This window comes from Bradyrhizobium sp. LB11.1 (genome assembly GCF_040549385.1).
Lineage (GTDB): Bacteria > Pseudomonadota > Alphaproteobacteria > Rhizobiales > Xanthobacteraceae > Bradyrhizobium.
In genome coordinates this window covers 732,508-754,867 of sequence record NZ_JBEPTH010000002.1, presented here as the reverse complement: position 1 = coordinate 754,867, position 22,360 = coordinate 732,508, and the positions used below count along the sequence as shown (strand labels likewise).

Sequence of the window (22,360 nt, the reverse complement as noted above, 5' to 3'; positions counted from 1 at the left end):
CAATGATTCCGAGAGAAATGGTGGGCACGCTGCGCTTTGCCCATCCTACGACACTGTGGTCGCGGAGAGTTAGCCCGCAACAAGAAACCGCCTTAGCTCTTCCGCTCGGGCACGCGCCGGATCTTCGCACCCAACGCGTTCAGCCGTTCGTCGATGCGCTCGTAGCCGCGTTCGATCTGGTCGGCGTTGTTGATGGTGGAGGTGCCCTCGGCGCAGACGGCCGCAAGCAGCATCGCCATGCCGGCGCGGATGTCGGGCGAGATCATCGATGCGCCGCGCAGCCGGCTGGGACCCGCAATGATGGCGCGGTGCGGATCGCAGAGGACGATGCGCGCGCCCATCCCGATCAGCTTGTCGACGAAGAACATCCGCGACTCGAACATCTTCTCGAACATCAGGATCACGCCTTCGCATTGCGTGGCGGTGACGATCGCGATCGACATCAGATCGGCGGGGAAAGCCGGCCAAGGCTGGTCCTCCAGCTTCGGCACGTGGCCGCCGAAATCGTCCTGGATCTTCAGCGTCTGGTTCGACGGCACGATGAGGTCGTCGCCCTCGACGCGGCAGACGATGCCGAGCCGCTCGAAACCCATACGGATCGAGCGCAGATGCTCGACGCCGGCGCGTGTGATGCGGAGCGGAGAACGCGTCACGGCGGCAAGCCCGATCAGCGAGCCGACCTCGATATGGTCGGGCTGGATTCTGTAGGTCGCGGCGCCCAGCGTGGCCGGACCATGCACGATCATGGTGTTGGTGCCGATGCCCTCGATCTTGGCGCCGAGCGCGACCAGGAAATTGGCGAGGTCCTGCACATGCGGCTCGGAGGCCGCATTGCGCAGGTAAGTGATGCCGTCGGCGGCGACCGCGGCGACCAGCGCGTTCTCGGTCGCGGTGACACTCGGCTCGTCGAGGAATACGTCGGCGCCGGTGAGTTTGGACGCACGGAATTCGAGCCGGTCGGTCGCGGTGACCTTGGCGCCGAGCTGCTCGAGCGCCAGCATATGCGTGTCCAGCCGGCGCCGGCCGATGACGTCGCCGCCGGGCGGCGGCAGCATCACCTCGCCGCAGCGGGCGAGCAGCGGGCCTGCGAGCAAGATCGAAGCGCGGATGCGCACGCAGAGATCTGGATCGAGATCGGCGGCGCGGATGCTCTTGGCGTGGATATGAAGCGTATTGCGCGCGGTCCATTCCGCGGACGCGCCGACCGAGCGGATCAGCTCGACCAGCGTCTCGGTGTCGCGGATCCGGGGCACATTCTCCAGCGTCACCGGATGCTCAGTGAGCAGGGCCGCCGCGATGATCGGCAGCGCCGAATTCTTGTTGCCGGCCGGCTCGATCGAGCCCGAGAGCCGGTGACCGCCCTCGACGATGTATTGGATGGGCGCCACGGGGTTCTCTCCGTCCTGTTGGGTTGGGGCGGGCTGCTTTGGAGGCGGAAACTATAGGGAATTGAGCGCGGTAGCAATTCTGCGCTGGCCGCTCCGAAGAGGGTGCGCTCCCTCCCCCGCTCGCGGGGCAGGGCAATCGCAGATGGACAAACGTAGCGAGGAGCTCGCCCGCAGCCATCCTTCGAGACGCCCGCCTTCGGCGGGCCCTCAGGATGAGGGCAGAGGATGCCGTAGCAGTTTCACCAGCGCTGCTACCACGAAGCCTCATCCTGAGGAGACCGCGAAGCGGTCGTCTCGAAGGACGAGGCGCTTGCTCAGGCCTATCCGAAACATCATATGCGATTGCCCTGGCTCGCGGGGAGGGCCGGGGAGAGGGCGCCTCCGCAACGGGACATTCCCCCTGGAGGAAAGAACCCTCACCCGGCGCATTGCGCCAACCTCTCCCGCAAGCGGGAGAGGTTGCAGCGAGTGCGCGGCGAGCAGATCGAATCCGAAAGGCTATCGGGCCTCAGATATCGATCGTCGCGCTGAGCGAATGTTCCTGGATGAAATCGCGGCGCGGTTCGACCACGTCGCCCATCAGCTTGGTGAAGATGTCGTCGGCCTCGTCGACTTCCTTGACCTTCACCTGGAGCAGCGAGCGCGCGTCGGTATCCAGCGTGGTCTCCCAGAGCTGCCCCGGGTTCATCTCGCCGAGACCTTTGTAGCGCTGCAGCGTGATGCCCTTGCGACCGGCTTCGGTGACCGCCTCGAACAGGTCGACCGGGCCGTGGACGGGATGTTCCGTGTCCTTGCGCCGCAGCTTGCCGGAACGGGAATAGACATCTTGCAGTTTCGTCGTGTACTCGTCGAGCTTGCGGGCCTCGGCCGAGCCCAGGAACGCGTCGTCGATAACCGCCGCTTCCTTGACGCCCCGAACGGTGCGCTCGAACATGAAGCCCTGGCCCTCGACGAATTGCCCGACCCAGCCGCGCTCGACCTCTTCGGCCTGGTTGTCCAGGCGGCTCGCGATGTACTGCGCCGCCGCGGTCGCGTTGTCGGCATTGCCGTAGATCGATTTGTTCAGCACGCCGGTGATGGCGGCCTGCTCGATCACCTTGCGGTTATAGCGGCTGTGCAAATTGCGCAGGATGCTGCGGACGACTCGGGCGTCGTCCACCAGGGAACGCAGATCGCGGCCGCTGCGGTCGCCGCCGGTCCCTGGAATGTAGATGCAGTCGTCAAGGCCGGTGTTGATCAGATAATCTTCCAGCGCCCGCTCGTCCTTCAGATACTGCTCGGACTTGCCGCGGCTGACCTTATAGAGCGGCGGCTGGGCGATATAGAGATAGCCGCCGTCAATGATGTCGCGCATCTGCCGGTAGAAGAAGGTGAGCAGCAAGGTGCGGATGTGGGCGCCGTCGACGTCGGCGTCCGTCATCACGATGATCTTGTGATAGCGCAGCTTCTCGATCGAGAATTCGTCGCTGATGCCGGTGCCGAGCGCAGTGATCAGCGTGCCGATCTGCTCGCTTCCGAGCATCTTGTCAGGACGGACGCGCTCGACGTTCAATATCTTGCCGCGGAGCGGCAAGACGGCCTGGAATTCGCGGTTGCGGCCCTGCTTGGCGCTGCCGCCTGCCGAGTCACCCTCGACGATGAAGAGTTCGGACTTGGCCGGATCCTTTTCCTGACAATCGGCGAGCTTGCCGGGCAGCGAGGAGACCGAGAGCGGGCTCTTGCGGGTCAGCTCGCGCGCCTTTCGCGCCGCTTCGCGCGCTGCGGCGGCCTGGATCACCTTGCCGACGATCATCTTGGCTTCGCTGGGGTGTTCCTCGAACCAGGCCTGGAGCGCCTCGTTGAGCACGTTCTCGACCACGGGACGCACTTCCGAGGACACCAGCTTGTCCTTGGTCTGCGACGAAAACTTCGGATCGGGCACCTTCACCGACAGCACGGCCGTCAGGCCTTCGCGGCAGTCGTCGCCGGTCAGCGCGATCTTTTCCTTCTTGGCGTTGGCCTCGGCGTAGCCGTTGACCTGGCGCGTCAGCGCGCCGCGGAAGCCGGCGAGATGGGTGCCGCCGTCACGCTGCGGGATGTTGTTGGTGAAGCACAGCACGTTCTCGTGGTAGCTGTCGTTCCACCAGAGGGCTGCCTCGACGCCGATGCCATTCAGCTCTGCGCGCACCATGATCGGCGCCGGCACGATCGCCTTTTTATTGCGATCGAGATATTTGACGAATTCCTCGACACCGCCGGAATAGTGCATCTCCTCGCGCTTCTCGACCGCATGGCGCATATCGGAGAGCGCGATGTTGACGCCGGAGTTGAGGAAGGCGAGCTCGCGCAGCCGGTGCTCCAGCGTCGCGAAATCATATTCGATGTTCTTGAAGGTCTCGGTCGAGGCCTGGAACGTCACTTCCGTGCCGCGCTTGCCCGGCGCATCGCCGACCACTTTCAGCGGCGCAACCGCGTCGCCATGGGCGAACTCGATGGTGTGCTCCTTGTCGTCGCGCCAGATGCGAAGCACGAGCTTGCTCGACAGCGCGTTCACCACGGAGACGCCGACGCCGTGCAGGCCGCCGGACACCTTGTAGGAGTTCTGGTCGAATTTGCCGCCGGCATGGAGCTGGGTCATGATGACCTCGGCCGCCGAGATGCCTTCGCCCTTGTGGATGCCGACGGGAATGCCGCGGCCGTCGTCGCGCACGGTGACGGAATTGTCGGCGTTGAGCACGACATCGACGCGCGAGGCGTGGCCCGCGAGCGCTTCGTCGATAGCGTTGTCGACGACCTCGTAGACCATGTGGTGCAGGCCCGAGCCGTCATCGGTGTCGCCGATATACATGCCCGGACGCTTGCGGACGGCATCGAGCCCCTTGAGCACGCGGATCGATTCCGCACCGTATTCGCTCGCGGCGGAGGGCTCGTTTTCGGCAGCGGGCTGCCGAGCAGGTTCTGTCATGAGAGGCCTTCGAGATGTCGCCCGAATCAGCCGCGCAAAAGGCGCTGATTTCGAAGCTATTTGTGCCACGAAAGAGAGATTGCGCCTAGCGCAAAGTATCCTCCGGCAACCCTTTGACTAAATGGGGTTTTTGGGCCGGTTTTCAAGGCGCGCGAGGGCCGATTTTGGGGCTCGCGAAAAGCCCGATTCGGCCGTCCGTTTTCACCCCTCGAAAGGCGTGGATTTTGCGGGGCGCGGAGGGCGGCTCCGGGGCGCTGGAAGCGCCCTGGAGCGGTCCAATTGGAGCGAGCTACGGGCTCAATACATCTGAAGCGGCACGACATCGCCGCCGGGTCCCACTATGAGGCCCCAGGCGAGCGCCGCGGGAAATGGTCGGGTTCAACGGCGGTTACCGCCGCGCCGACACCCGTCCGCTCTCGACGTCAAAGACTTCTCCGCCCGCGTCGATCTCGGCAAACGCGGCCGGATCCGCGCCGGTCAGCCAGACCTGTGCGCCGAGCTTGCGCAGCTCCTCGAACAGCGCGGCGCGGCGGTTCGGGTCGAGGTGGGCGACGACTTCGTCGAGCAGCAGCAGCGGCACGATGCCGGTCATCTCCGCGACCAACGTCGCATGCGCCAGCACCAGGCCGATCAGCAGCGCCTTCTGCTCGCCGGTCGAGGCGTCGCGCGCGGGCATGCTCTTCGGCGCGTAGATCACCTGGAGATCGGTGAGATGCGGGCCGTCGGTGGTGCGGCCGGCGATCGCATCGCGCGGGCGGTTGTCGCGCAGGATCTGGCGGTAGCGGTCCTCGACCGAGGTCGCGGTCTCGGTCAGCAGCGCGTTCTCCATCCAGCCGTCGAGCGCGATCTGCGCCGACGGAAACGCGGACTGCTGCGCACGCGCATTCAGCATGCCGGTCAGGCGCGCCGCGGTCTGGCCGCGCGTTGCCGCGACCGCGACCGCAAGCTCGGCGGTCTCGCGCTCGATCGCGTCACACCAATGGTCGTCGTAATTGCGTGTCTCGAGCAGGCGGTTGCGCGAGCGCAGCGAACGATCGAGCGCGTTGATGCGGCTGGAATGCTCGCTGTCGATCGCAAGCACCAGGCGATCGAAGAAGCGCCGCCGCTCGGAGCCTGCGCCCATGAACAGCCCGTCCATCGCCGGCGTCAGCCACACCATGCGGATGTGGTCGCCGAAGGCGGTCGCCGAATTCACCGGCTCGCGGTCGATGCGGCAGCGCCGGCTGACCGCGCTGTCAGCGCGCGGCGGATCGATGCCGGTGCCGAGCGTGGCGAGCCCCAGCGCGCCCTCGACCTGCGCGGAGACTGCCCAGGAGCCATCGCCCTGGTTATCGGCGACATCCTCCAGCGTGGCGCGCCGCAAGCCACGGCCCGGCGACAGGAACGAGATCGCCTCGATGCAATTGGTCTTGCCCGCCCCGTTCGGCCCGACCAGCGCCACCATGTCAGCCGCCGTCTCGAGCCCCGCCGCCCGATAATTCCGAAAATGCGTTAGCGTCAGGCGATGAATGCGGGAGGGGGTCATGCTGTCTTTGTCGTCGCCGGACCTCTACGCCCGGCAATGACGGATGTAGTCGATGCGGAGGGACGCCGGTAGCCCCTCACACCCGCATCGGCATCAGCACATACAGCGCGCTCTTGTCGTCCTTGTCCTGCACCAGGGTGGGCGAGCCGGGGTCGGCGAGCTTCAGGGTGGCGACGTCGCCTTCGATCTGGGCTGCGATGTCGAGGAGGTAGCGGGAGTTGAAGCCGATATCGAGCGCATCGGAGGCGTACTCGACCTCGATCTCTTCGGTGGCGCTGCCGGAATCCGGATTGGTCACCGACAGCACCAGCTTGCCCGGCGACAGCGACAGTTTTACCGCGCGACCGCGCTCGCTCGAGATGGTCGAGACGCGGTCGACCGCGTTCTCAAAATCCTTCTTGTCGACGACGAGCTCCTTGTCGTTGCCCTGCGGAATGACGCGGCCGTAGTCGGGGAAGGTGCCGTCGATCAGTTTTGAGGTCAGCACCACATTGCCGATGGTGAAGCGGATCTTGGCCTGCGACAGCTCGATCGTGACTTCGGCCTCGTTGTCCTCGATCAGGCGCTGCACCTCGCCGACCGTTTTGCGCGGCACGATGACGCCGGGCATGCCCTCGGCACCCTTGGGCTGGACCAGATCGAGCTGGGCGAGGCGGTGGCCGTCGGTGGCGACGCCGCGCAAGGTCGCGGCTTTCGCCGTGCCGGCAGCATGCAGATAGATGCCGTTGAGATAATAACGCGTCTCTTCGGTCGAGATCGCGAACTGGGTGCGGTCGATCAGCCGCTTGACGTCCTTGGCGGCGAGGTTGAACGCGTGCGTCAGGTCGCCTGTGGCCAGATCAGGGAAATCATTCTCCGGCAGGGTTTGCAGCGTGAAGCGCGAGCGGCCGGCGCGGATCGCGAGCACGGCGCGGTCGCCGTCGGCTTCCAGCACGATCTGCGAGCCATCCGGCAGCTTGCGCACGATGTCGTAGAACATGTGCGCCGGCACGGTGGTCGAGCCGGCCGTGGCGGTCTCCGCCGGCAGCGTCTCCGTCACCTCGAGATCGAGGTCGGTCGCCTTCAGCGACAATTTCGCGTTCTCGGCGCGGACCAGCACGTTGCCCAGGATCGGTATCGTGTTGCGGCGCTCGACCACGCGATGGACATGGCCCAGCGATTTCAGGAGTTGCGCGCGTTCGACCGTAACCTTCATTGCACTACTCGCCCGATCCCCAAAAGATGGAAAAAGCCGGGCGGAGGAAAGCGCGCCGCGGCACCGAAGACCCCGGAAAGCCGGATCATCCAGCCGATATGACCAAAGCCGTCGGGGTCGCGCAAGGTGGCTCGGATGGCCCCCGGATTCAAGGGATCGGTGGCAGTTTCCCACGATTTACCGCCCAGAACGAAGACCGCCGCCCGGGCGTGGCCGGGGCGGCGGGTGGGTGGGGGATGGCAAACTAGGCCTTTATTCCTGCAGCTGACGCTTGAGCGACTCGACCTCATCGGAGAGCGCGGTGTCCTTGGAGACCAGTGCCTCGATCTTGCGCACGGCGTGCAGCACGGTGGTGTGGTCGCGACCACCGAAGCGGCGACCGATTTCCGGCAGCGAGCGCAGGGTCATCGTCTTGGCCAGATACATCGCCACCTGGCGCGGACGCACCACATTGGCGGTGCGGCGCGAGGACAGCAGGTCGGAGCGGCTGACATTATACTGTCGTGCCACCACGCGCTGGATGTCCTCGATCTTGATCCGCTTCGGCTCCTGCGGCCGGATCAGGTCGCGCACCTCGTGCTCGGCCATTTCCAGCGTCACCGGCCGGTTGTTGAGTTTCGAGTGCGCCAGCAGGCGGTTGATCGCACCTTCGAGATCGCGCCCGTTATGGGTAATGGCGCGCGCCAGATAGGTCAGCACCTCCTCGGGCACCTCGAACGTCGCATGATGGGCGCGGGCTGCTGCGACGCGCGACTTGAGAATGCCGTGGCGCAGTTCTTCGCCGAGCGAGGCCATCTCGACCACGAGGCCGCCGGCCAATCGTGAACGAACGCGATCATCGAGACTTTCCAGATCGGAGGGCGGACGATCCGCCGCGATCACGACCTGGCGGCCGGCATCGATCAGCGCGTTCAGCGTGTGACAGAACTCGGCCTGGGTCGACTTGCCCTGCAGGAACTGGAGATCGTCGATGACGAGCACGTCGATACCGCGCAGCGCTTCCTTGAAGGCCAGCGCCGTCTGCGTCTTCAGCGCGGCGACGAAGCCGTACATGAATTTTTCCGCGGTGAGATAGAGCACCTTGCGCTCATTGCCGGAATTGCCGGCCCAGGTCACTGCCTGCAACAGATGCGTCTTGCCGAGGCCAACGCCGGCATGGATGTAGAGCGGGTTGAACATCACGGGATCGCCGCGGCGTCCCTCGGCGACCTGACGCGCGGCCGCATGGGCCAGCGTGTTGGAACGGCCGACGACGAAGCTCGCAAAGGTCAGGCGCGGATCGAGCGGCGAGCCGCCGAGCGCATCATGATTGGCGGAGACCGGCGCGGTCGCCGTCGAGCGCAGCTCGGGCGCGGGCGCACGGCGCGTCTCGACCGCGGCCGGGGCTTCCTTCTGCTGCACCACGGGGCGCACTGCGGAGCGAACGGTGAGGTCGATGCGATGTACTTCCGGCATCTCGGCCTGCCAGCACGACAACACGCGCTCGGCATAATGGGCCTGGATCCAGCTCTTGAGGAAGCGGGTCGGGACCGAGAGCCGCACGCTCTCTTCCTGCACGCCTTCGAGATCCATGCGCGCAAACCAGCTCGTATAAACGTCTTCGCCAACGTTCGTGCGCAGCCGGCTCTTCACGCGTGACCAGCGATCCTGTTCCGATGTCGTCATCATTTGAAAACTTTTCTTGAGAGATAAGGTTGCGTTGTGGGCGCCATGCAGGGTTCCCTGCCATGGCGCGACCTCAAGCGAGTCCATCTTCGGGCACAGCTCGACCGTTCGGCGAAAACGCCGCGGGTCAGATCAGTGATGTCTCGGATGGAGAGTTCGCGAGGTCAGCGCGTACTCGACGCGCCCTCACACGTGGGGGGCTGATCGCGGGACGGATCGGAAACGGCATCGGTGAACGATGATAGTTGAGTCAATACCGCGTTGAATCCGTAGGACATGATACCTCCCCGTCCTGCCGTGATCGCTCACGGCAAGGTCCTGCGTAAAAGAACTCCCGCGCCGTACGCCAGTCGCGAATGTCCTGCCCGTCTTGTCGTGTCGTCCGCTCGGCTTCGCCATCGCGCGTGTCGGGGTAGCTTCGAGACGTCTCTCCTGTGCGTCTGGCGCGAGCAGGATCGCTAAGATCCCGCTTGGAGACATTCAGACAAAGAGCTACCGTTCCCACATTGCTGTGGGTTTTTCTACCGACAATCGCTTGTTGAAGCGTCGCCTACGTGCACACCGCCGCCGATTTGCACGCTCGCCCCGTTTCTAAAACCGCGCTGGTCTCAAGATCGTGGGCGCCGCGAACGACTTAAGGAATACACTAAGCGGGAAGACTCGCAATGAAATTGATTCACACTTGAGGCATCAAAAATCTTGACCAGCGTTAACGCCGCGCACGACTTGTTCACAGGCTTGAGACCAAGTTTCTGGATTCGTGCACAGATTCGAAAATCGCCCGTGTCGTGTGACAAAGACTCCCCCACCGCCAAAAATTTTTTACAAAAGCGTCACGCACCCGACGCGCGGGCGAATTTTCCAAATGCTTGTCGCTGCTATGTCGATAAGTGATTAGCGAGACATCGTTTTTTGAGTCTCGTTTCACAGGGTAACTCCACCGTCAGAGTTGTTCCGGGGAAACTACGGTGTGCAGAACTCGCGCGTGCGAGAATGCAAGATAGCCGCGCCCCGCAGGGGCTTTTCGCAGCGCAGTGAAAGTTTCCGCTGTTGCAAAAACAGCGGCAGGTAAATTACGGGCGCGGCATGGCGAAGACGGCACGACTCTGGTCGCCCAAGCGGGAATTGTGACAGGCAACAAAAAGCCCGGCGTGAAAGCCGGGCTGATTGACGATCGCGATGACCGCTTCAACCGATCGAAGGAGACGACCGGATTGTTCGACGGCCGTGCTTCGCGAGTTTACTTCGCGAGCTTGGCGATCTGCGCGGTGAGGCGCGAGACTTTGCGGCTGGCGTTGTTCTTGTGAACGATGTTGCGCTGCGCGGCCTGCATCAGGGCGGGCTCGGCACTCGCTATCGCCTTCAGCGCGGCGGCGCGGTCGCCGGTCGCGATGGCTTCCTCGACGGTGCGGACGGCGCCGCGCATCTGGGTGCGGCGCGATTTGTTGACGGCGGTGCGGCGGGCGATCTTGCGCGTCGCTTTCTTGGCGGAGGTTGTGTTGGCCATGGTCTCAATGTCCTTATGCGGTACCGGTCGCGTCTTGGTCGGGTAGCGCCGGCTGCTTGACCGCGGAATCGACGCTCGGATTTATGGTGTTCGGTTGCTGGGCTGTTCCCGAAGCATGAGCGATAAGCCTCGCGGCCATCTCTGAGGCTCAATAGAGCCTGCAACTGCTCAAAGAACAGCGGCGGCAGGATTGCGCCCGCCGCCAGTTGGCGCCCTTATAGAGGGGGTCTTTGGCACCGTCAACGCTTTCCAGGCTGGAAAACAGCGCCTCAGGGACTGCGAGGGGTGCCGTAACGCCCTGAAGAGGTTGAATTTCTGCCGTCGTCCGGTTATTGGCTGGCGGCGTTTCTTTGGGTCGTCCGATCAGACGGCCATCTGGGGTGAGGCATGGTCCGCGGCTTTTTCCGACTGATTGGCTTGCTGCTGCTCGCTGGCGGGTTCTTCTTCATGGTCTATGACGGCGCCCGCTGGGTGGCCGACCAGAGCCTGCGCTTCACCCGGTTCGGCCAGTTCTGGAACGACATCAACCAGGCCAGCCAGTCCGCCTTCCGGACCTGGGTCGAGGCCAAGGCGCCCTGGCTCTGGACTTCGGTGATCCGCCTGGTGCTGGACCAGCCGGTTTTCGCCGTCCTCGGCCTCCTCGGCATTCTCCTGATGATCCTGTTCCGCCCGCGCAAGCCGCTGATCGGCTATTCCCGGGACTGATCTTCAGTTCCCGCCCGGGACTGACCTTCAGTTCCCGCCGGGACTGATCTTCAATTCCCGCCGGGATTGAGCGCCGCACTGGGCGCGGCGTAACAGAGCTGCCCCTTCCCGCGTACATGCTTATATTCCCACTCGATCGCGAGCACGCCGCCTGAGCGCCTGGTTCAGGCGACCGACAGCTCGTTTCTCGGAGATCCCATCATGCTGTTCATGCGCAAGACCACCGCACTGCCAAACGCGGCTGAATCGCTGCCCGGCCGCGCGCAACCGATTCCGACCGCGACCACTCATTTCGTCAACGGCGCAAACTTGCAGCCGCCTTATCCCGCAGGTCTCGAGCAGGCCGTGTTCGGGCTCGGCTGCTTCTGGGGCGCCGAGCGAAAGTTCTGGGAGCTCGGCGACGGCGTCTATTCGACCGCTGTCGGCTATGCCGGCGGTCACACGCCAAACCCGACCTATGAAGAGACCTGTTCGGGACGCACCGGCCATACTGAAGTGGTGCTGGTCGTGTTCGATCCGAAGAAGATCTCTTACGAGAAGCTCCTGAAGACGTTCTGGGAGAACCACAATCCCACGCAGGGCATGCGCCAGGGCAACGATGTCGGCACGCAGTACAGAAGCGCGATCTACACCTATTCCGATGCGCAGAAGAAGGCCGCCGATGAGTCGATGGCGCTCTATCAGAAGGCGCTTGCTGGAAAAGGCCTCGGTGCCATCACCACAGAGATCGCGCCCGCCGGCGCATTCTATTTCGCCGAGGACTATCATCAGCAATATCTGGCGAAGAATCCCGCCGGCTATTGCGGCCTCGGCGGCACCGGCGTGTCGTGTCCCATCGGTGTGGGTGTGAACGCGTAAGCCAGCCACGAAGTTGGTGCACCTCTCCCGCTTGCGGGAGAGGTCGGCGCGTAGCGCCGGGTGAGGGTTCTCTCCTCTTGGGGAGTGTCCCTATGCAGAAGCACCCTCTCCCCAACCCTCTCCCGCAAGCGGGCGAGGGAGCGCACCGTGCCCGTTGCTCCGTTGCTCCGTCGCTCGCATCGTCGCACCAAAGACCCCCTCAACCCTTTATTAACCATAACCGGTGCATCACTGCGGCTGTCTCGTTCCGAGGGATAGCTCCGGTGCCGGTTGCACGCGCGTTTCGATGGTCGATCCTGGCAGCGTCCGCCGCGCTGACCCTGGGCGGCTGCATGCAGACAACCGGCTCCGTCGCGTATATGCAGCCCCGTCCCGATCTCGACTCCATGGCCTATGGCCAACCCTACGGCGCTCCGCAGCCGGTCGTCGTTGCCAGCGGCGGCGGCGCCATTGACGCACTCACCAATTCCTTTGCATCGGGTCCCGCCTCTGTGCCGGTGGCCTATGCTGCACCGATGGAGGCAGCGCCGGTCCGCTACGGCTCCTCCTATCACCTCGACGCCGGCGACAGGCTGCGCGTGGTGGTCTACGGCCAGGAAGGGCTCACCAACAGCTACGCCATCGATGCCGGCGGTTCCATCACCATGCCGCTGATCGGCGGAGTGCCGGCACGCGGCCGCACTCCGGCAGGGCTCGCCGGTGAAATCGCCGCGCGCCTGCGCAACGGCTTTATCCGCGAGCCTTCGGTGGCGGTGGAGATCGAGTCCTATCGCCCGTTCTTCATTCTCGGCGAAGTCTCCGCGCCCGGCCAATATCCCTATGTGCCGAACATGACGGTCGAGAGCGCGGTCGCGATCGCCGGCGGCTTTTCGCCTCGCGCCAAACGCGACCTGGTCACCGTCACGCATACCGAAGGCGGCGGCTCCATGCGCGCCGTCGTGCCGCTCGGCACGCCCGTCAGCCCCGGCGACACCGTGTTCGTCGGCGAGCGCTGGTTCTAGTTTTTGTTGTCATTCCGGGCCTGCACCGCTTCGCGGCGCATCCCGGAATGACGGACGAGAGAGGCGTACGCTACTTCGTCAAATGCTTCGCAAAAAACGCCAGGCTGCGCGGCCAGGCGATCTCGGAACTGGCCTTGTCGTAGCTCGGCCGCTCGTCGCAATGGAAGCCGTGCTGGGCACCCGGATAGATGAAGATTTCGACCTCCGGCCGCTTCGTCTTGACGGTCTCGACGTCGGTCAGGGGAATGCCGTTGTCCTTCTCGCCGAAATGCAGCTGCGTCGGCACTCTCGGCTTCTCGTCTGCGAAGCGCACGACGGCGCCGCCATAATAGCCGATCGCGGCCTTCAGGCCGGTCAATCGCGTCGCCGCGACAAAGGCGATGCTGCCGCCGAGGCAGAAGCCGATGATGCCGACCGGCCCGACGCTCTTCACAGCGTCGATCGCGGCTTGTGTGTCGCGCAGCATCGCGTCCCAATCGGGATTGGCGACGAACTTGCGGGCTTCCGCGATCTCATCGGGCGTATAGCCCGACTGGAAGCCCGGCGATGTCCGGTCGAAGATCGACGGTGCGATCGCGACATAGCCTTCGCCTGCGAGGCGGTCGCAGACCGAGCGGATGTGGTGATTGACGCCAAAAATCTCCTGGATCACCACCACCGCGCCCTTCGGCGTGCCTGAGGGATCAGCGCGATAAGCGCCAGGCTGGAAATGATCCGACGCCGTCAGTTTGATGTCTTGTCCCACGCGGGTTGTCCTTCTTGCTTAGTCGTTCCGAAATTGCAGCTCTCTCCCCTCATCCTGAGGAGCGCGTCAGCGCGTCTCGAAGGATGAAAGGCCGAGATGCGAGAGCCGGGCCTTCATCCTTCGAGACGCTTGCTTCGCAAGCTTCTCAGGATGAGGGAAGGGGCCTCACTCCCACATCCAGTTCTCGCCGTAATCCTCCTTCCATCCTGCCAACCGTCCACGACGGAATTGCAGGAACAGGCGGTGGCGGTACGGCACCAATCCACTGCCGCCGATGTCGCGAAGGGCGAGATAGATCTCGTTGCCGGGGCGCCCCTTGACGTATTGCAAGGGCTGTCTGAGCGCGTGCGCGGTCTGCTCCGCGTCCATCCCGAACGCCAGAGGCGTGTTGTTCGACAGGGTTTCGACGAAGGGACGGCGCAGCGGCACTGTGCCGAACGGTTCGGCTTGCACCGACGCTGCCATCGAGAGAAGCGCTGCGACCGCAGCCAGGATTACCCTCTTCATTGCCGTGGTCCTCGCCTTGCCTATCCCGGCAAGTTCTTCAGGAAAGGCACCACGGCGTCAACAAAAGCCTTGGGCTGATCGATGTTGACGGCGTGTCCGGCCGCGGGGATCACGATTTTTTGTGCGCCGGGGATTTTTGCCGCCATGTAGTCGGACGCCGCCAGGAACGGCGTGTCGTCGGCGCCGACCACGATCAGCGACGGCACCTTGATATCAGGCAGCAGCTCCATCACTTTGGCATCGCGCTGGGTCAGCATGCCGCGCGCGGCCAGCGCCAGTCCCCTGGCGTTGCGATGGTTGGCGGTGGCGCGCTCGCGCGTGGCGGCTTTCAGCACGTCGAGACCTTCGCGATCGAGCTTGTCTGCGGTGGCGAGCGCTCGCGCATTCCAGGCCTCGCGCGCATCGTCCTTCTTGAAGCCGGGGCCGGTGTCGATGATCAGCAGCGCACGGGCGGACTGCGGATAGGCGCGATAGAACGCGAGCGACATGTAGCCGCCGAGCGACAGCCCGCCGATGATGGCACGCTCGGCGCCGACGGCATCGAGGATCGCCGCCATGTCGCCGACGGTAAGCCGCTCGCTATAGGCCTTGGGGTCATCGGGATAATCGGACTGGCCGTGGCCGCGCATGTCCCACAGGATCAGCTTGTAGTCCTTCGAAAGTGCAACGACCTGCTCATGCCACATCGCCGACGTCGAGGAGTAACCGTGCGTGAGCAGCAGCGGCGGCCCATCGCCATGAACTTCGTAGTAGATGCCGACGCCGTCCCGATCGATCTTTGGCATTGCTTCCGCCCTTCTTGTTCTTCATTCCAACCACGACACCGGTGCACCCTTCCAACTGGCAGGAAAGAGCGGCGAGATGGAGTGTCTCTCCGCGAGCCCGGAATCGTAGGGTGGGCAAAGGCGCACTTGCGCCGTGCCCACCACCTTTCTCCGATCGCAGCCAATGGTGGGCACGCTTCGCTTTGCCCACCCTACGAGACTGTCTCGTTCCTCCGCATCCTAGCCCGCATGGTTACTCAGTAGAAACCGCCTCGCCGCGATGACATGCACGCCCAGCGCGCTGCTTGTTGCGTTCAGTCGCTAACGTCAACGCCGTTGTCGCAACGCACAACAAGCGGATGCCGAGTTAGTTTCGATCGATTCCAAATTGCATTTGCCTCTGGCCGCGAACCCGATCATTCTTGCGCTCAAGGCGGCCGCCGACCCGGTGGGCGTCCGCTATTACAAGTTGCCGCCGTAAGCGGCTTCATTGCACCGGCAGGGGAAGACGCCTATGCCAACGCTCACCATCAACGGGCGGAGTATGTCCGTGGATGCGGCAAACGACACGCCGCTCCTTTGGGCTATCCGCGAACAATTGCAAATGACCGGCACGAAATTCGGCTGCGGTGCCGGCCTGTGCGGTGCCTGCACCGTGCACGTCAACGGCGAAGCCGTGCGCTCGTGCCAGACCATGGTCGGCGACGTTGCCGGCAAGAAGATCACCACCATCGAAGGCCTTTCCGCCAAGGGTGATCATCCCCTGCAGAAGGCGTGGGTCGCCGAGCAGGTGCCGCAATGCGGCTACTGCCAGTCCGGGCAGATCATGCAGGCGGCTTCGCTGCTCGCGAAGAACGCCAATCCGACCAAGGAAGAGGTCGTGGCGCATATGGACGGCAACCTCTGCCGTTGCATGACCTACTCGCGGATCCAGAAGGCAATCATGCGCGCCGCCACCGAGATGCGCACAGCATCCGCCGCCGGCAACGAGCGGAGGCCCACATGAATCGCCACGTGAAAAACGTAACCCCCGAGACGACAGATCTCAGCCGCCGCTCCTTCCTGGTCGGCACTGCCGCCACCGGCCTCGTGCTCGGCTATGCCGGCGTGCCCGGCATCGGTGAAGCGCTCGCCGCGGCTCCCGCCAATTTCGAGCCGAGCGTCTGGTACGCGATCTCGCCGGACGGTCTCGTCACCGTAACCTGTGGCAAGGCCGACATGGGCCAGCACATCGCCTCCACCATGGCGCAGATCGTCTGCGAGGAGCTGGGCGCGAAGTGGAGCGACATGCGGGTCAACCTCGCCTCCAACGATCCGAAATTCAACGATCCGGTTCTTGGTGCGCAGATCACCGGCGGCAGCTGGTCGACCATGATGAACTTTGACGCGATGAGCCGGGCGGGCGCCGCCGGACGCATGGCGTTGACCGAAGGCGCTGCCGCTGCGATGGGCGTGCCGGCCTCCGAACTCGCAGTGCGCGATTCCATGATCGTGCATGCGAAGTCGAAGAAGCACATGTCGTTCGCCGATGTCGTGAAGAGCGGCAAGGCGACCAAGACTTTCACGCCTGACGAGCTGAAGGCGATCAAGCTGAAGACGGCGGATCAATACACCATGATCGGCGTGTCGGTGCCGCAGCTCGACATCCCCTCCAAGACCAACGGCACGGCCAAGTACGGCATCGACGTAATGATTCCGGGCATGGTCCATGGCGCGATCGTCACTCCGCCGGTGCGTTTCGGCGCGACGGTGAAATCGGTTGACGACAGCGACGCCAAGAAAGTGCCGGGCTTCATCAAGGCCGTCACCCTCGACGACAAGACCCAGACGACGACCGGCTGGGTGGTCGTGGTCGCCAACACCTATGCCAACGCCAAGAAGGCGGCGGCAGCGCTGAAGGTCAGCTATGACGGCGGGCCGAACGCGAAGGTGTCGAGCGAGTCGCTCTATGCCGAGGCCAAGCGGCTGCAGGCTCTCGACGATTCCGGGCAATTCTTCGTCAAGGATGGCGATCCCGCGGCAGCGTTCGGCACGGCGGCCAAGGTGCTGGAGGCGGAATACACCACCAGCATCAACATCCACGCTCCGATGGAGCCGATGAACGCCACCGCGGAGTTCAAGGGCGACATCCTGCACATCTATTCCGGCAACCAGTTCGCGACGCGCTCGGGTGCGATCGCGGCGGGTGCCGCCGGGATCGATCCGAAGTTCGTCGTCATGCACCAGATGTGGCTGGGCGGCGGTTTCGGCCGCAGGCTCGATGCCGACATGATGGTGCCGGCAGTGCAGGCGGCCAAGGCCGTCGGCAAGCCTGTGAAGGTGATCTACACGCGCGAAAACGACATGACGATGGATTTCTCGCGTCCGCTCACCTTGCAGAAAGTGAAAGCCGGCGTGGACGGCGACGGCAAGCTCGTCGCGCTCAGCCACGACGTGGTCTCGGCCTGGCCGACACAGCGCTGGGGAATCCCCGATTTCCTGTCGCCCTCGGTCGACAAGAAGGGGCCGCTCGACGCGTTCACGGTGAACGGATCGGACTTCTTCTACACCGTGCCCAACCATACCGTGCGGGCGATCAAGAACGAGATGGCGCACAACGCCACCCCGTCCGGTCAGCTCCGCTCGGTGGCACCGGGTTGGACCTTCTGGGCGGTCGAGAGCATGATCGACGAGATCGCGGCTGCGACCGGCAAGGATCCGGCGCAATACCGTATCTCGCTGCTCGACGGCGCCGGCAAGAACGACGGCGGCGCGCAGCGGCTGCGCAACACCCTGCTCGCCGCAATGGGCCTTGCCGGCTATGGCACCAAGAAGCTCCCCAAGGGAGAAGGCATGGGCGTGGCCTGCGTGTCGTCGCAGGAACGCGCGACCGCAAGCTGGACCGCATGCGTCGCCCACGTTGCCGTCGCGCCCTCGGGCGAGGTGACCGTGAAGAAGCTCACGGTCGCAACCGATGTCGGCACACAGGTGCATCCCGACAACATCCGCGCCCAGGTCGAGGGCGCGGCGATGTGGGGCCTGTCGCTGGCCTTGTACGAGAAGGCGACGTTGAAGGACGGTGGCATCGAGCAGACCAACTTCGACAGCTACACGCCCTTGCGTATGAGCCAGGTGCCGGAGGTCGCGATCGCCGTGATCGCCAACGGTGAAAAAGCCACCGGCGTCGGCGAGCCAGCGGTGACGGTCATCGCCCCCGCCATCGGCAACGCCATCTTCAATGCCTCCGGCGCCCGCGTGCGAGCGCTGCCGATCACGGCCGAGGCCGTGAAGGGGGCGATGAAGGCGTAAGGCCGGGCCTCATTGCCAGGAAAAAAGATCCGCCGGAGGGCAGCCTCCGGCGGATTTTTCGTGGCTCAACAATCGCGCGCTTACGGCACCAGCGAATAGCTCGTACTGCGGCCACCGGCGGCGTCCCTCTGAAGGATGCCCTTGTCGATCAGGTCTTCGATGTCGCGGGCAGCGGTCGCTTGCGAGACCTTGACGATTTGGGCCCATTTCGAGGAGGTGAGCTTGCCCTCGAAGCCCTCGAGCAAGCGGTTCAACATCAGCCGCTGGCGATCATTGAGGGAGCGCGCGCCATGGCGCTCCCAGAACCTTGCCTTGTGCAGCACATTTCCGATGATCGTCTCGGCGCCGTCGAAAGCGCGATCGAGGCAATCGAGGAACCATTGTAGCCAATTGGTGATGTCGAGCGTTCCGCGCTGTGTCCTTTCGAGGATGTCGTAGTAGGCGTTGCGCTCTTTTCTGATCTGAGACGACATGCTGTAGAAGCGTTGCGTGCTCTGTTCCGAACGCGCGAGGACGAGATCGGTTATCACGCGCGCAATGCGGCCATTGCCGTCCTCAAACGGATGAACGGTCACAAACCAGAGATGCGCAACTGCGGCCTTGATAACAGGGTCTGATTCCCGGTCGGCGTTGAACCAGTCGAGGAACGCGCTCATTTCATTCTCGAGCCGCTTGGCAGCGGGTGCTTCAAAATGAACGTGCTCGCGGCCGACTGGCCCGGAGACGACCTGCATGGCGCCCGACCGTTCGGTGCGCCATCCGCCAACGACTATTTTCAGCATGCCGCTCCGACCCGTCGGGAACAGGGCGGCGTGCCAGCCGAACAAGCGCTCGGCGGTGATGGGCTGATCGAATTTCTGGGTGGCGTCGAGCGTCATATCGACGACGCCCTCGACGTTTCGTTCGACAGGCGTGAGCGCGCCAATATCGATGCCGAGCCGGCGAGCGATCGACGATCGAACCTGATCGCGATCGAGGATATCACCTTCGATCTCGCTCGATTTGACGACATCTTCCGTGAGTGTCCGGAGCGAGGCCTCTGCCTTCAACGTGAAGCCGAGACTTTCCATCCGGCCAAGCAGGCGGCCCTGCTTGTGACGTACTTCGGCCAGTCGCGCCGCTAACCCGGCTACGCTCCACTGAAACGCCGGCCAGTCAACTCGGTCGTGAATATAGACCATATTCTCGGCATCCTGTGACGAGAAAATACGACTCCTTCTCGTCACGGTCAAGCTATTCTCGTCATAATTCGACGAGAATCTCTTCGTGTGCCTACTGTGCATGGGGTTGTTTTCGCCGCCTTGCTGGAACCGCCGCGGGACACCAATCCATAAAATTGCGCGCAATTCCGGCAGGTTCCGTTGAGCACGCCTCTTAAGGGCCAGAGAACCTGATCAGGCCTAGGCTGACGCCAAATACAGTCCCGTGCTTTTGGGGAAGCCATGAACGCGCCAGCCAAATCCGCCGCCAAACGCCGGCTTCTGCTCGCCTCCGACCGCAGCGACGCCAGCACCGAGCTCGCCAGCATCCTGAAGGCGGTCGGCGACGTCTCGACGGTCTCGACGCAGGAGATTCCCGAGCAGCCGTCGCGCGAACTCTCCGGCCTCGTCGTCGACATCAATCTGCGCTCGCCCGAAAGCGTGCAGCGGGTGCGCAACAAGCTGCGCGGCGATGCCTATCGCGCGATGCCGCGGCTGTTCGTGCTGGCCGACGCTCTTCATCATGGCACCATGCAGGCCTGGGCGTTGGGGGCCACCGACACCATCTCGCGCCCGCTGCAGCCCGAGGACATCCTGCAGCGCATCCGTGCTGCGTTTCCGGACACTGCGACCTATGACGCGACTGACCGCGGCAAGACGCTCAACCGCGGCGTCGAGGCGGCGCATGCGGTGCTGAAGAAGATGTTCGAGAAGCTGCCGCTCGGCGTGCCCCTGACCTTCGACGACGTCATCGCGGCCGAGAGCAAGATTTTGAAGGCGATCAAGCACTCGTCGCTGCGCGAATGGCTCACCACCGTCGGCTGCCACCATGTCGGCAGCTATCGCCACTGCCTTTTCGTCACCGGCTTTGCGGTGTCCTTCGCGCAGCATCTCGGCATGCGTGAGGACGACCAGCGCCGGCTGACCCGCGCCGCGCTGCTGCACGATGTCGGCAAGGCCTTCGTGCCCTCCGTGCTGCTCGACAAGCCCGGCAAGCTCACCGACGAGGAAATGGCCGAGGTCCGCCAGCATCCGCGCCGCGGCTATGACGCGCTCGCAGCCCAGGGCGGCTTCCCGCCGGAGATGCTGGATGTCGTGCTGCATCACCACGAATTCCTCGACGGCAGCGGCTATCCGAACGGGCTGTCGTCGAACCAGATCAGCGACATCGTGCGGCTGACGACGATCGTCGATATCTACGCAGCCCTGGTGGAGAAGCGCGCCTACCGCATGCCGTTCACGCACTCGCGTGCGTTCACGATGATGGAAGGCATGGGCGGCAAGCTCGACCAGCAGCTGTTGCAGGCGTTCCGGCCCGTGGCGCTGGGGTCGTTCTGAGCCAACGTCCTCCGCTGCTGTAGGGTGGGCAAAGGCGCGAAGCGCCGTGCCCACCGTCTATTACTTAAAACGATTGGTGGGCACGCTTCGCTTTGCCCACCCTACGGCAGCGTGCCGCTCGGCAGCACCGTCCTCACCCCACCAACTTCCTCAGCTCCGCTTTCGCCACCTTCTCCAGCGTCGAGCGCGGCATGTCGTCGACCAGCCTGATCTCGCGCGGCACCTTGAAATCGGCGAGGCCCTTGCGGCAGGCCGCCATCACGCTGTCCTGCAGATCCGGCGGCGCGCCCGCGACCCCGCCATGCGGGATGATGAAGACGACGGGCACCTCGTCCAGCATCGGATGCTTTTTCGCCACCACGGCCGCCTCGCGCACGCCGGGAACGATTGCGATCACCTGCTCGATCTCGGAGGCCGCGACGTTCTCGCCGCCGACCTTCAGCATGTCCTTGGCGCGGTCGCCGAACCTGATGAAGCCGTCCTCCAGCAGCGTGACACGATCGCCGGTGATGAAGAAACCGTGCTCGTCAAAGCTCTCGCGCGTCGCTGTCTCGTTGTGAAGATATTCGGCGAACAGCGACAGGCCGGGGATGCCCTTGATCGAGAGATTACCGGTGTCGCCGGCCGCGGTCGGCCGTCCGTCATCGTCGGTGACGCGGATCTGATATTCCGGCGCCGCGCGGCCGATCGACATCGGGATGTTAGGCTGGTCGACATCGCCGATGATGCCGTGGGTGATGGTCTCGGTCATGCCCCACCAGCCGATGATCTTGACGCCGAACGCGGCAAATGCCGGCGGCTCGTTGATCGCCGTGCCCCACAGGCGGAATTTGTGATCCCGCGGGATCTCCTGCTCGAGCAGCGCTTTCATGCAGAACGGGATCGTCGAGGTCCAGGTCGAGCCGTGCTCGCGCGCGACGCGCCAGAACCGGCTCGCGGAGAAGCGCGGCTGGATCACGCAAGTCGCCCCGACCCACAGCGCCGCCAGCATGGAATAAGCCAGCGCATTGGTGTGGAACAGCGGCAGATAGGTCTGGTGCACGTCGCTTGCGTGAAGATCCTCATGCGCGGCGTTGATCCTGGCGCCCCACAGTGCGTTGGCGTGGGTCCAGAGCACCGCCTTTGGACGCGATGTCGTGCCGGACGTGTACTGCACACTGCACGGCGCGAGCGGATCGGTCGCGCGCCTGGGACGGTCCGCGCTGTCGGCGAACAGCGATTCAAAGCTGTCGCTGCGTGAAACGGCTTGCGCGGGCGCGGCTCCCGCATCGTGAGACGTCACCGCCATCCAGCGAATGTTGCGGCAGTTCTGCGCGACGATCTCCGCATGGGCCGGTTGCGTGATGGCGGCGACGGCGCCGCAATGATCCGCAAAATACTCAATCTCCGCCGGGGCCGAACGCGTGTTGGTGGTGACCGCGATGGCCCCACACTCGACGCAGGCAAACCAGGCCAGCAGCGCCTCGATGCAATTGTCCAGATGAATGAGCACGTACTCGCCCGGCTTCACGCCGCGCCTGGCGAGCCCCGCCGCGAGTGCGCCGACCCGCTCGTGAAACTCGCCATAGCTCCAGCGCCGCGCCGGCGCCTCGAACGGTGCCCAGATCAGGAACGGATGATCTCGCCGTACCCCGGCGCGCATCTTCAGCAGCCACGGCACATCGAGCCCGTCGAACGGGCCAACGATTCCGGCTGCGGTCTGTTGAATGGACATGATTCCTCCCATGCAGC

At 64.2% G+C, this 22,360-nt stretch carries 17 protein-coding genes; 6 read left to right on the top strand and 11 right to left on the bottom strand.

The annotated features are described in order from the left end of the window. Nucleotides 1-92 precede the first annotated feature (92 nt). The 6 genes from murA to rpsT form a co-directional block, all read right to left on the bottom strand. The gene (gene murA / locus ABIA96_RS07390) at nt 93-1,388 is read right to left on the bottom strand and encodes a UDP-N-acetylglucosamine 1-carboxyvinyltransferase (RefSeq protein ID WP_354136356.1); all 1,296 of its coding nucleotides are present in this window, start codon (nt 1,386-1,388) and stop codon (nt 93-95) included. Nucleotides 1,389-1,896: 508 nt separating this feature from the next. Then, the gene (gene gyrB, locus ABIA96_RS07385; RefSeq protein WP_354136355.1) at nt 1,897-4,332 is read right to left on the bottom strand and encodes a DNA topoisomerase (ATP-hydrolyzing) subunit B; all 2,436 of its coding nucleotides are present in this window, start codon (nt 4,330-4,332) and stop codon (nt 1,897-1,899) included. Nucleotides 4,333-4,720: 388 nt separating this feature from the next. Beyond that, the gene (gene recF / locus ABIA96_RS07380; protein ID WP_354136354.1) at nt 4,721-5,857 is read right to left on the bottom strand and encodes a DNA replication/repair protein RecF; all 1,137 of its coding nucleotides are present in this window, start codon (nt 5,855-5,857) and stop codon (nt 4,721-4,723) included. 76 nt (nt 5,858-5,933) lie between these two features. Next, entirely contained in the window at nt 5,934-7,052 is a 1,119-nt protein-coding gene (gene dnaN / locus ABIA96_RS07375; protein WP_354136353.1) for a DNA polymerase III subunit beta, read from the bottom strand. A gap of 252 nt (nt 7,053-7,304) precedes the next feature. Continuing rightward, complete coding sequence (dnaA, locus tag ABIA96_RS07370; RefSeq protein WP_354136435.1) at nt 7,305-8,717, bottom strand: chromosomal replication initiator protein DnaA; 1,413 nt, start codon at nt 8,715-8,717, stop codon at nt 7,305-7,307. 1,240 nt (nt 8,718-9,957) lie between these two features. Then, on the bottom strand, nt 9,958-10,224 hold the full coding sequence (gene rpsT / locus ABIA96_RS07365) for a 30S ribosomal protein S20 (RefSeq protein ID WP_354136352.1): 267 nt from the start codon (nt 10,222-10,224) through the stop codon (nt 9,958-9,960). 387 nt (nt 10,225-10,611) lie between these two features. On the opposite strand from rpsT, the gene ABIA96_RS07360 reads away from it, so the two are divergent. From ABIA96_RS07360 to ABIA96_RS07350, 3 genes are all read left to right on the top strand, one after another. Beyond that, a complete protein-coding gene (locus tag ABIA96_RS07360) occupies nt 10,612-10,929 on the top strand; it encodes a hypothetical protein (protein WP_354136351.1) in 318 nt (105 codons plus the stop codon). 201 nt (nt 10,930-11,130) lie between these two features. Beyond that, nucleotides 11,131-11,787 carry a peptide-methionine (S)-S-oxide reductase MsrA gene (msrA, locus tag ABIA96_RS07355; RefSeq protein WP_354136350.1) on the top strand — a complete coding sequence of 219 codons (657 nt, stop codon included), beginning with the start codon at nt 11,131-11,133 and terminating at the stop codon, nt 11,785-11,787. Nucleotides 11,788-12,050: 263 nt separating this feature from the next. Then, nucleotides 12,051-12,788, top strand: a complete 738-nt coding sequence (locus tag ABIA96_RS07350; protein ID WP_354136349.1) for a polysaccharide biosynthesis/export family protein — start codon at nt 12,051-12,053, stop codon at nt 12,786-12,788. Nucleotides 12,789-12,858: 70 nt separating this feature from the next. On the opposite strand, the gene ABIA96_RS07345 is transcribed toward ABIA96_RS07350, so the two are convergent. From ABIA96_RS07345 to ABIA96_RS07335, 3 genes are all read right to left on the bottom strand, one after another. After that, complete coding sequence (locus tag ABIA96_RS07345; RefSeq protein ID WP_354136348.1) at nt 12,859-13,533, bottom strand: dienelactone hydrolase family protein; 675 nt, start codon at nt 13,531-13,533, stop codon at nt 12,859-12,861. Between the two features lie 165 nt (nt 13,534-13,698). Beyond that, a complete protein-coding gene (locus ABIA96_RS07340; RefSeq protein WP_354136347.1) occupies nt 13,699-14,040 on the bottom strand; it encodes a hypothetical protein in 342 nt (113 codons plus the stop codon). 20 nt (nt 14,041-14,060) lie between these two features. Continuing rightward, nucleotides 14,061-14,825: an alpha/beta fold hydrolase gene (locus ABIA96_RS07335; RefSeq protein ID WP_354136346.1), complete on the bottom strand. Its 765-nt coding sequence runs from the start codon at nt 14,823-14,825 to the stop codon at nt 14,061-14,063. Between the two features lie 493 nt (nt 14,826-15,318). Between ABIA96_RS07335 and ABIA96_RS07330 the strand changes: the two genes are divergently transcribed. After that, nucleotides 15,319-15,810: a (2Fe-2S)-binding protein gene (locus ABIA96_RS07330; protein WP_148777577.1), complete on the top strand. Its 492-nt coding sequence runs from the start codon at nt 15,319-15,321 to the stop codon at nt 15,808-15,810. After that, complete coding sequence (locus ABIA96_RS07325; RefSeq protein WP_354136345.1) at nt 15,807-18,092, top strand: xanthine dehydrogenase family protein molybdopterin-binding subunit; 2,286 nt, start codon at nt 15,807-15,809, stop codon at nt 18,090-18,092. The genes ABIA96_RS07330 and ABIA96_RS07325 overlap by 4 nt, the downstream gene beginning before the upstream one ends. An 80-nt stretch (nt 18,093-18,172) precedes the next feature. Here the strand turns inward: ABIA96_RS07325 and ABIA96_RS07320 are convergent, their stop codons facing one another. After that, a complete protein-coding gene (locus tag ABIA96_RS07320) occupies nt 18,173-19,273 on the bottom strand; it encodes a Fic family protein (RefSeq protein ID WP_354136434.1) in 1,101 nt (366 codons plus the stop codon). Between the two features lie 261 nt (nt 19,274-19,534). On the opposite strand from ABIA96_RS07320, the gene ABIA96_RS07315 reads away from it, so the two are divergent. After that, nucleotides 19,535-20,629 (top strand): HD-GYP domain-containing protein, encoded by a 1,095-nt coding sequence (locus ABIA96_RS07315; protein WP_354136344.1) that lies wholly within the window; start codon nt 19,535-19,537, stop codon nt 20,627-20,629. A gap of 133 nt (nt 20,630-20,762) precedes the next feature. Here the strand turns inward: ABIA96_RS07315 and ABIA96_RS07310 are convergent, their stop codons facing one another. Then, the gene (locus ABIA96_RS07310) at nt 20,763-22,343 is read right to left on the bottom strand and encodes an ATP-dependent acyl-CoA ligase (RefSeq protein ID WP_354136343.1); all 1,581 of its coding nucleotides are present in this window, start codon (nt 22,341-22,343) and stop codon (nt 20,763-20,765) included. Between the last annotated feature and the right edge of the window lie 17 nt (nt 22,344-22,360).

What these genes read in the sequence shown, in the direction of transcription:
- ABIA96_RS07335 (WP_354136346.1), bottom strand. Translation starts at nt 14,825, where the DNA reads ATGCCAAAGATCGATCGGGACGGCGTCGGCATCTACTACGAAGTTCAT.
- ABIA96_RS07315 (WP_354136344.1), top strand. Translation starts at nt 19,535, where the DNA reads ATGAACGCGCCAGCCAAATCCGCCGCCAAACGCCGGCTTCTGCTCGCC.
- ABIA96_RS07340 (WP_354136347.1), bottom strand. Translation starts at nt 14,040, where the DNA reads ATGAAGAGGGTAATCCTGGCTGCGGTCGCAGCGCTTCTCTCGATGGCA.
- ABIA96_RS07325 (WP_354136345.1), top strand. Translation starts at nt 15,807, where the DNA reads ATGAATCGCCACGTGAAAAACGTAACCCCCGAGACGACAGATCTCAGC.
- ABIA96_RS07330 (WP_148777577.1), top strand. Translation starts at nt 15,319, where the DNA reads ATGCCAACGCTCACCATCAACGGGCGGAGTATGTCCGTGGATGCGGCA.
- dnaN (WP_354136353.1), bottom strand. Translation starts at nt 7,052, where the DNA reads ATGAAGGTTACGGTCGAACGCGCGCAACTCCTGAAATCGCTGGGCCAT.
- ABIA96_RS07360 (WP_354136351.1), top strand. Translation starts at nt 10,612, where the DNA reads ATGGTCCGCGGCTTTTTCCGACTGATTGGCTTGCTGCTGCTCGCTGGC.
- dnaA (WP_354136435.1), bottom strand. Translation starts at nt 8,717, where the DNA reads ATGACGACATCGGAACAGGATCGCTGGTCACGCGTGAAGAGCCGGCTG.
- recF (WP_354136354.1), bottom strand. Translation starts at nt 5,857, where the DNA reads ATGACCCCCTCCCGCATTCATCGCCTGACGCTAACGCATTTTCGGAAT.
- ABIA96_RS07310 (WP_354136343.1), bottom strand. Translation starts at nt 22,343, where the DNA reads ATGTCCATTCAACAGACCGCAGCCGGAATCGTTGGCCCGTTCGACGGG.
- rpsT (WP_354136352.1), bottom strand. Translation starts at nt 10,224, where the DNA reads ATGGCCAACACAACCTCCGCCAAGAAAGCGACGCGCAAGATCGCCCGC.
- ABIA96_RS07320 (WP_354136434.1), bottom strand. Translation starts at nt 19,273, where the DNA reads ATGGTCTATATTCACGACCGAGTTGACTGGCCGGCGTTTCAGTGGAGC.
- msrA (WP_354136350.1), top strand. Translation starts at nt 11,131, where the DNA reads ATGCTGTTCATGCGCAAGACCACCGCACTGCCAAACGCGGCTGAATCG.
- gyrB (WP_354136355.1), bottom strand. Translation starts at nt 4,332, where the DNA reads ATGACAGAACCTGCTCGGCAGCCCGCTGCCGAAAACGAGCCCTCCGCC.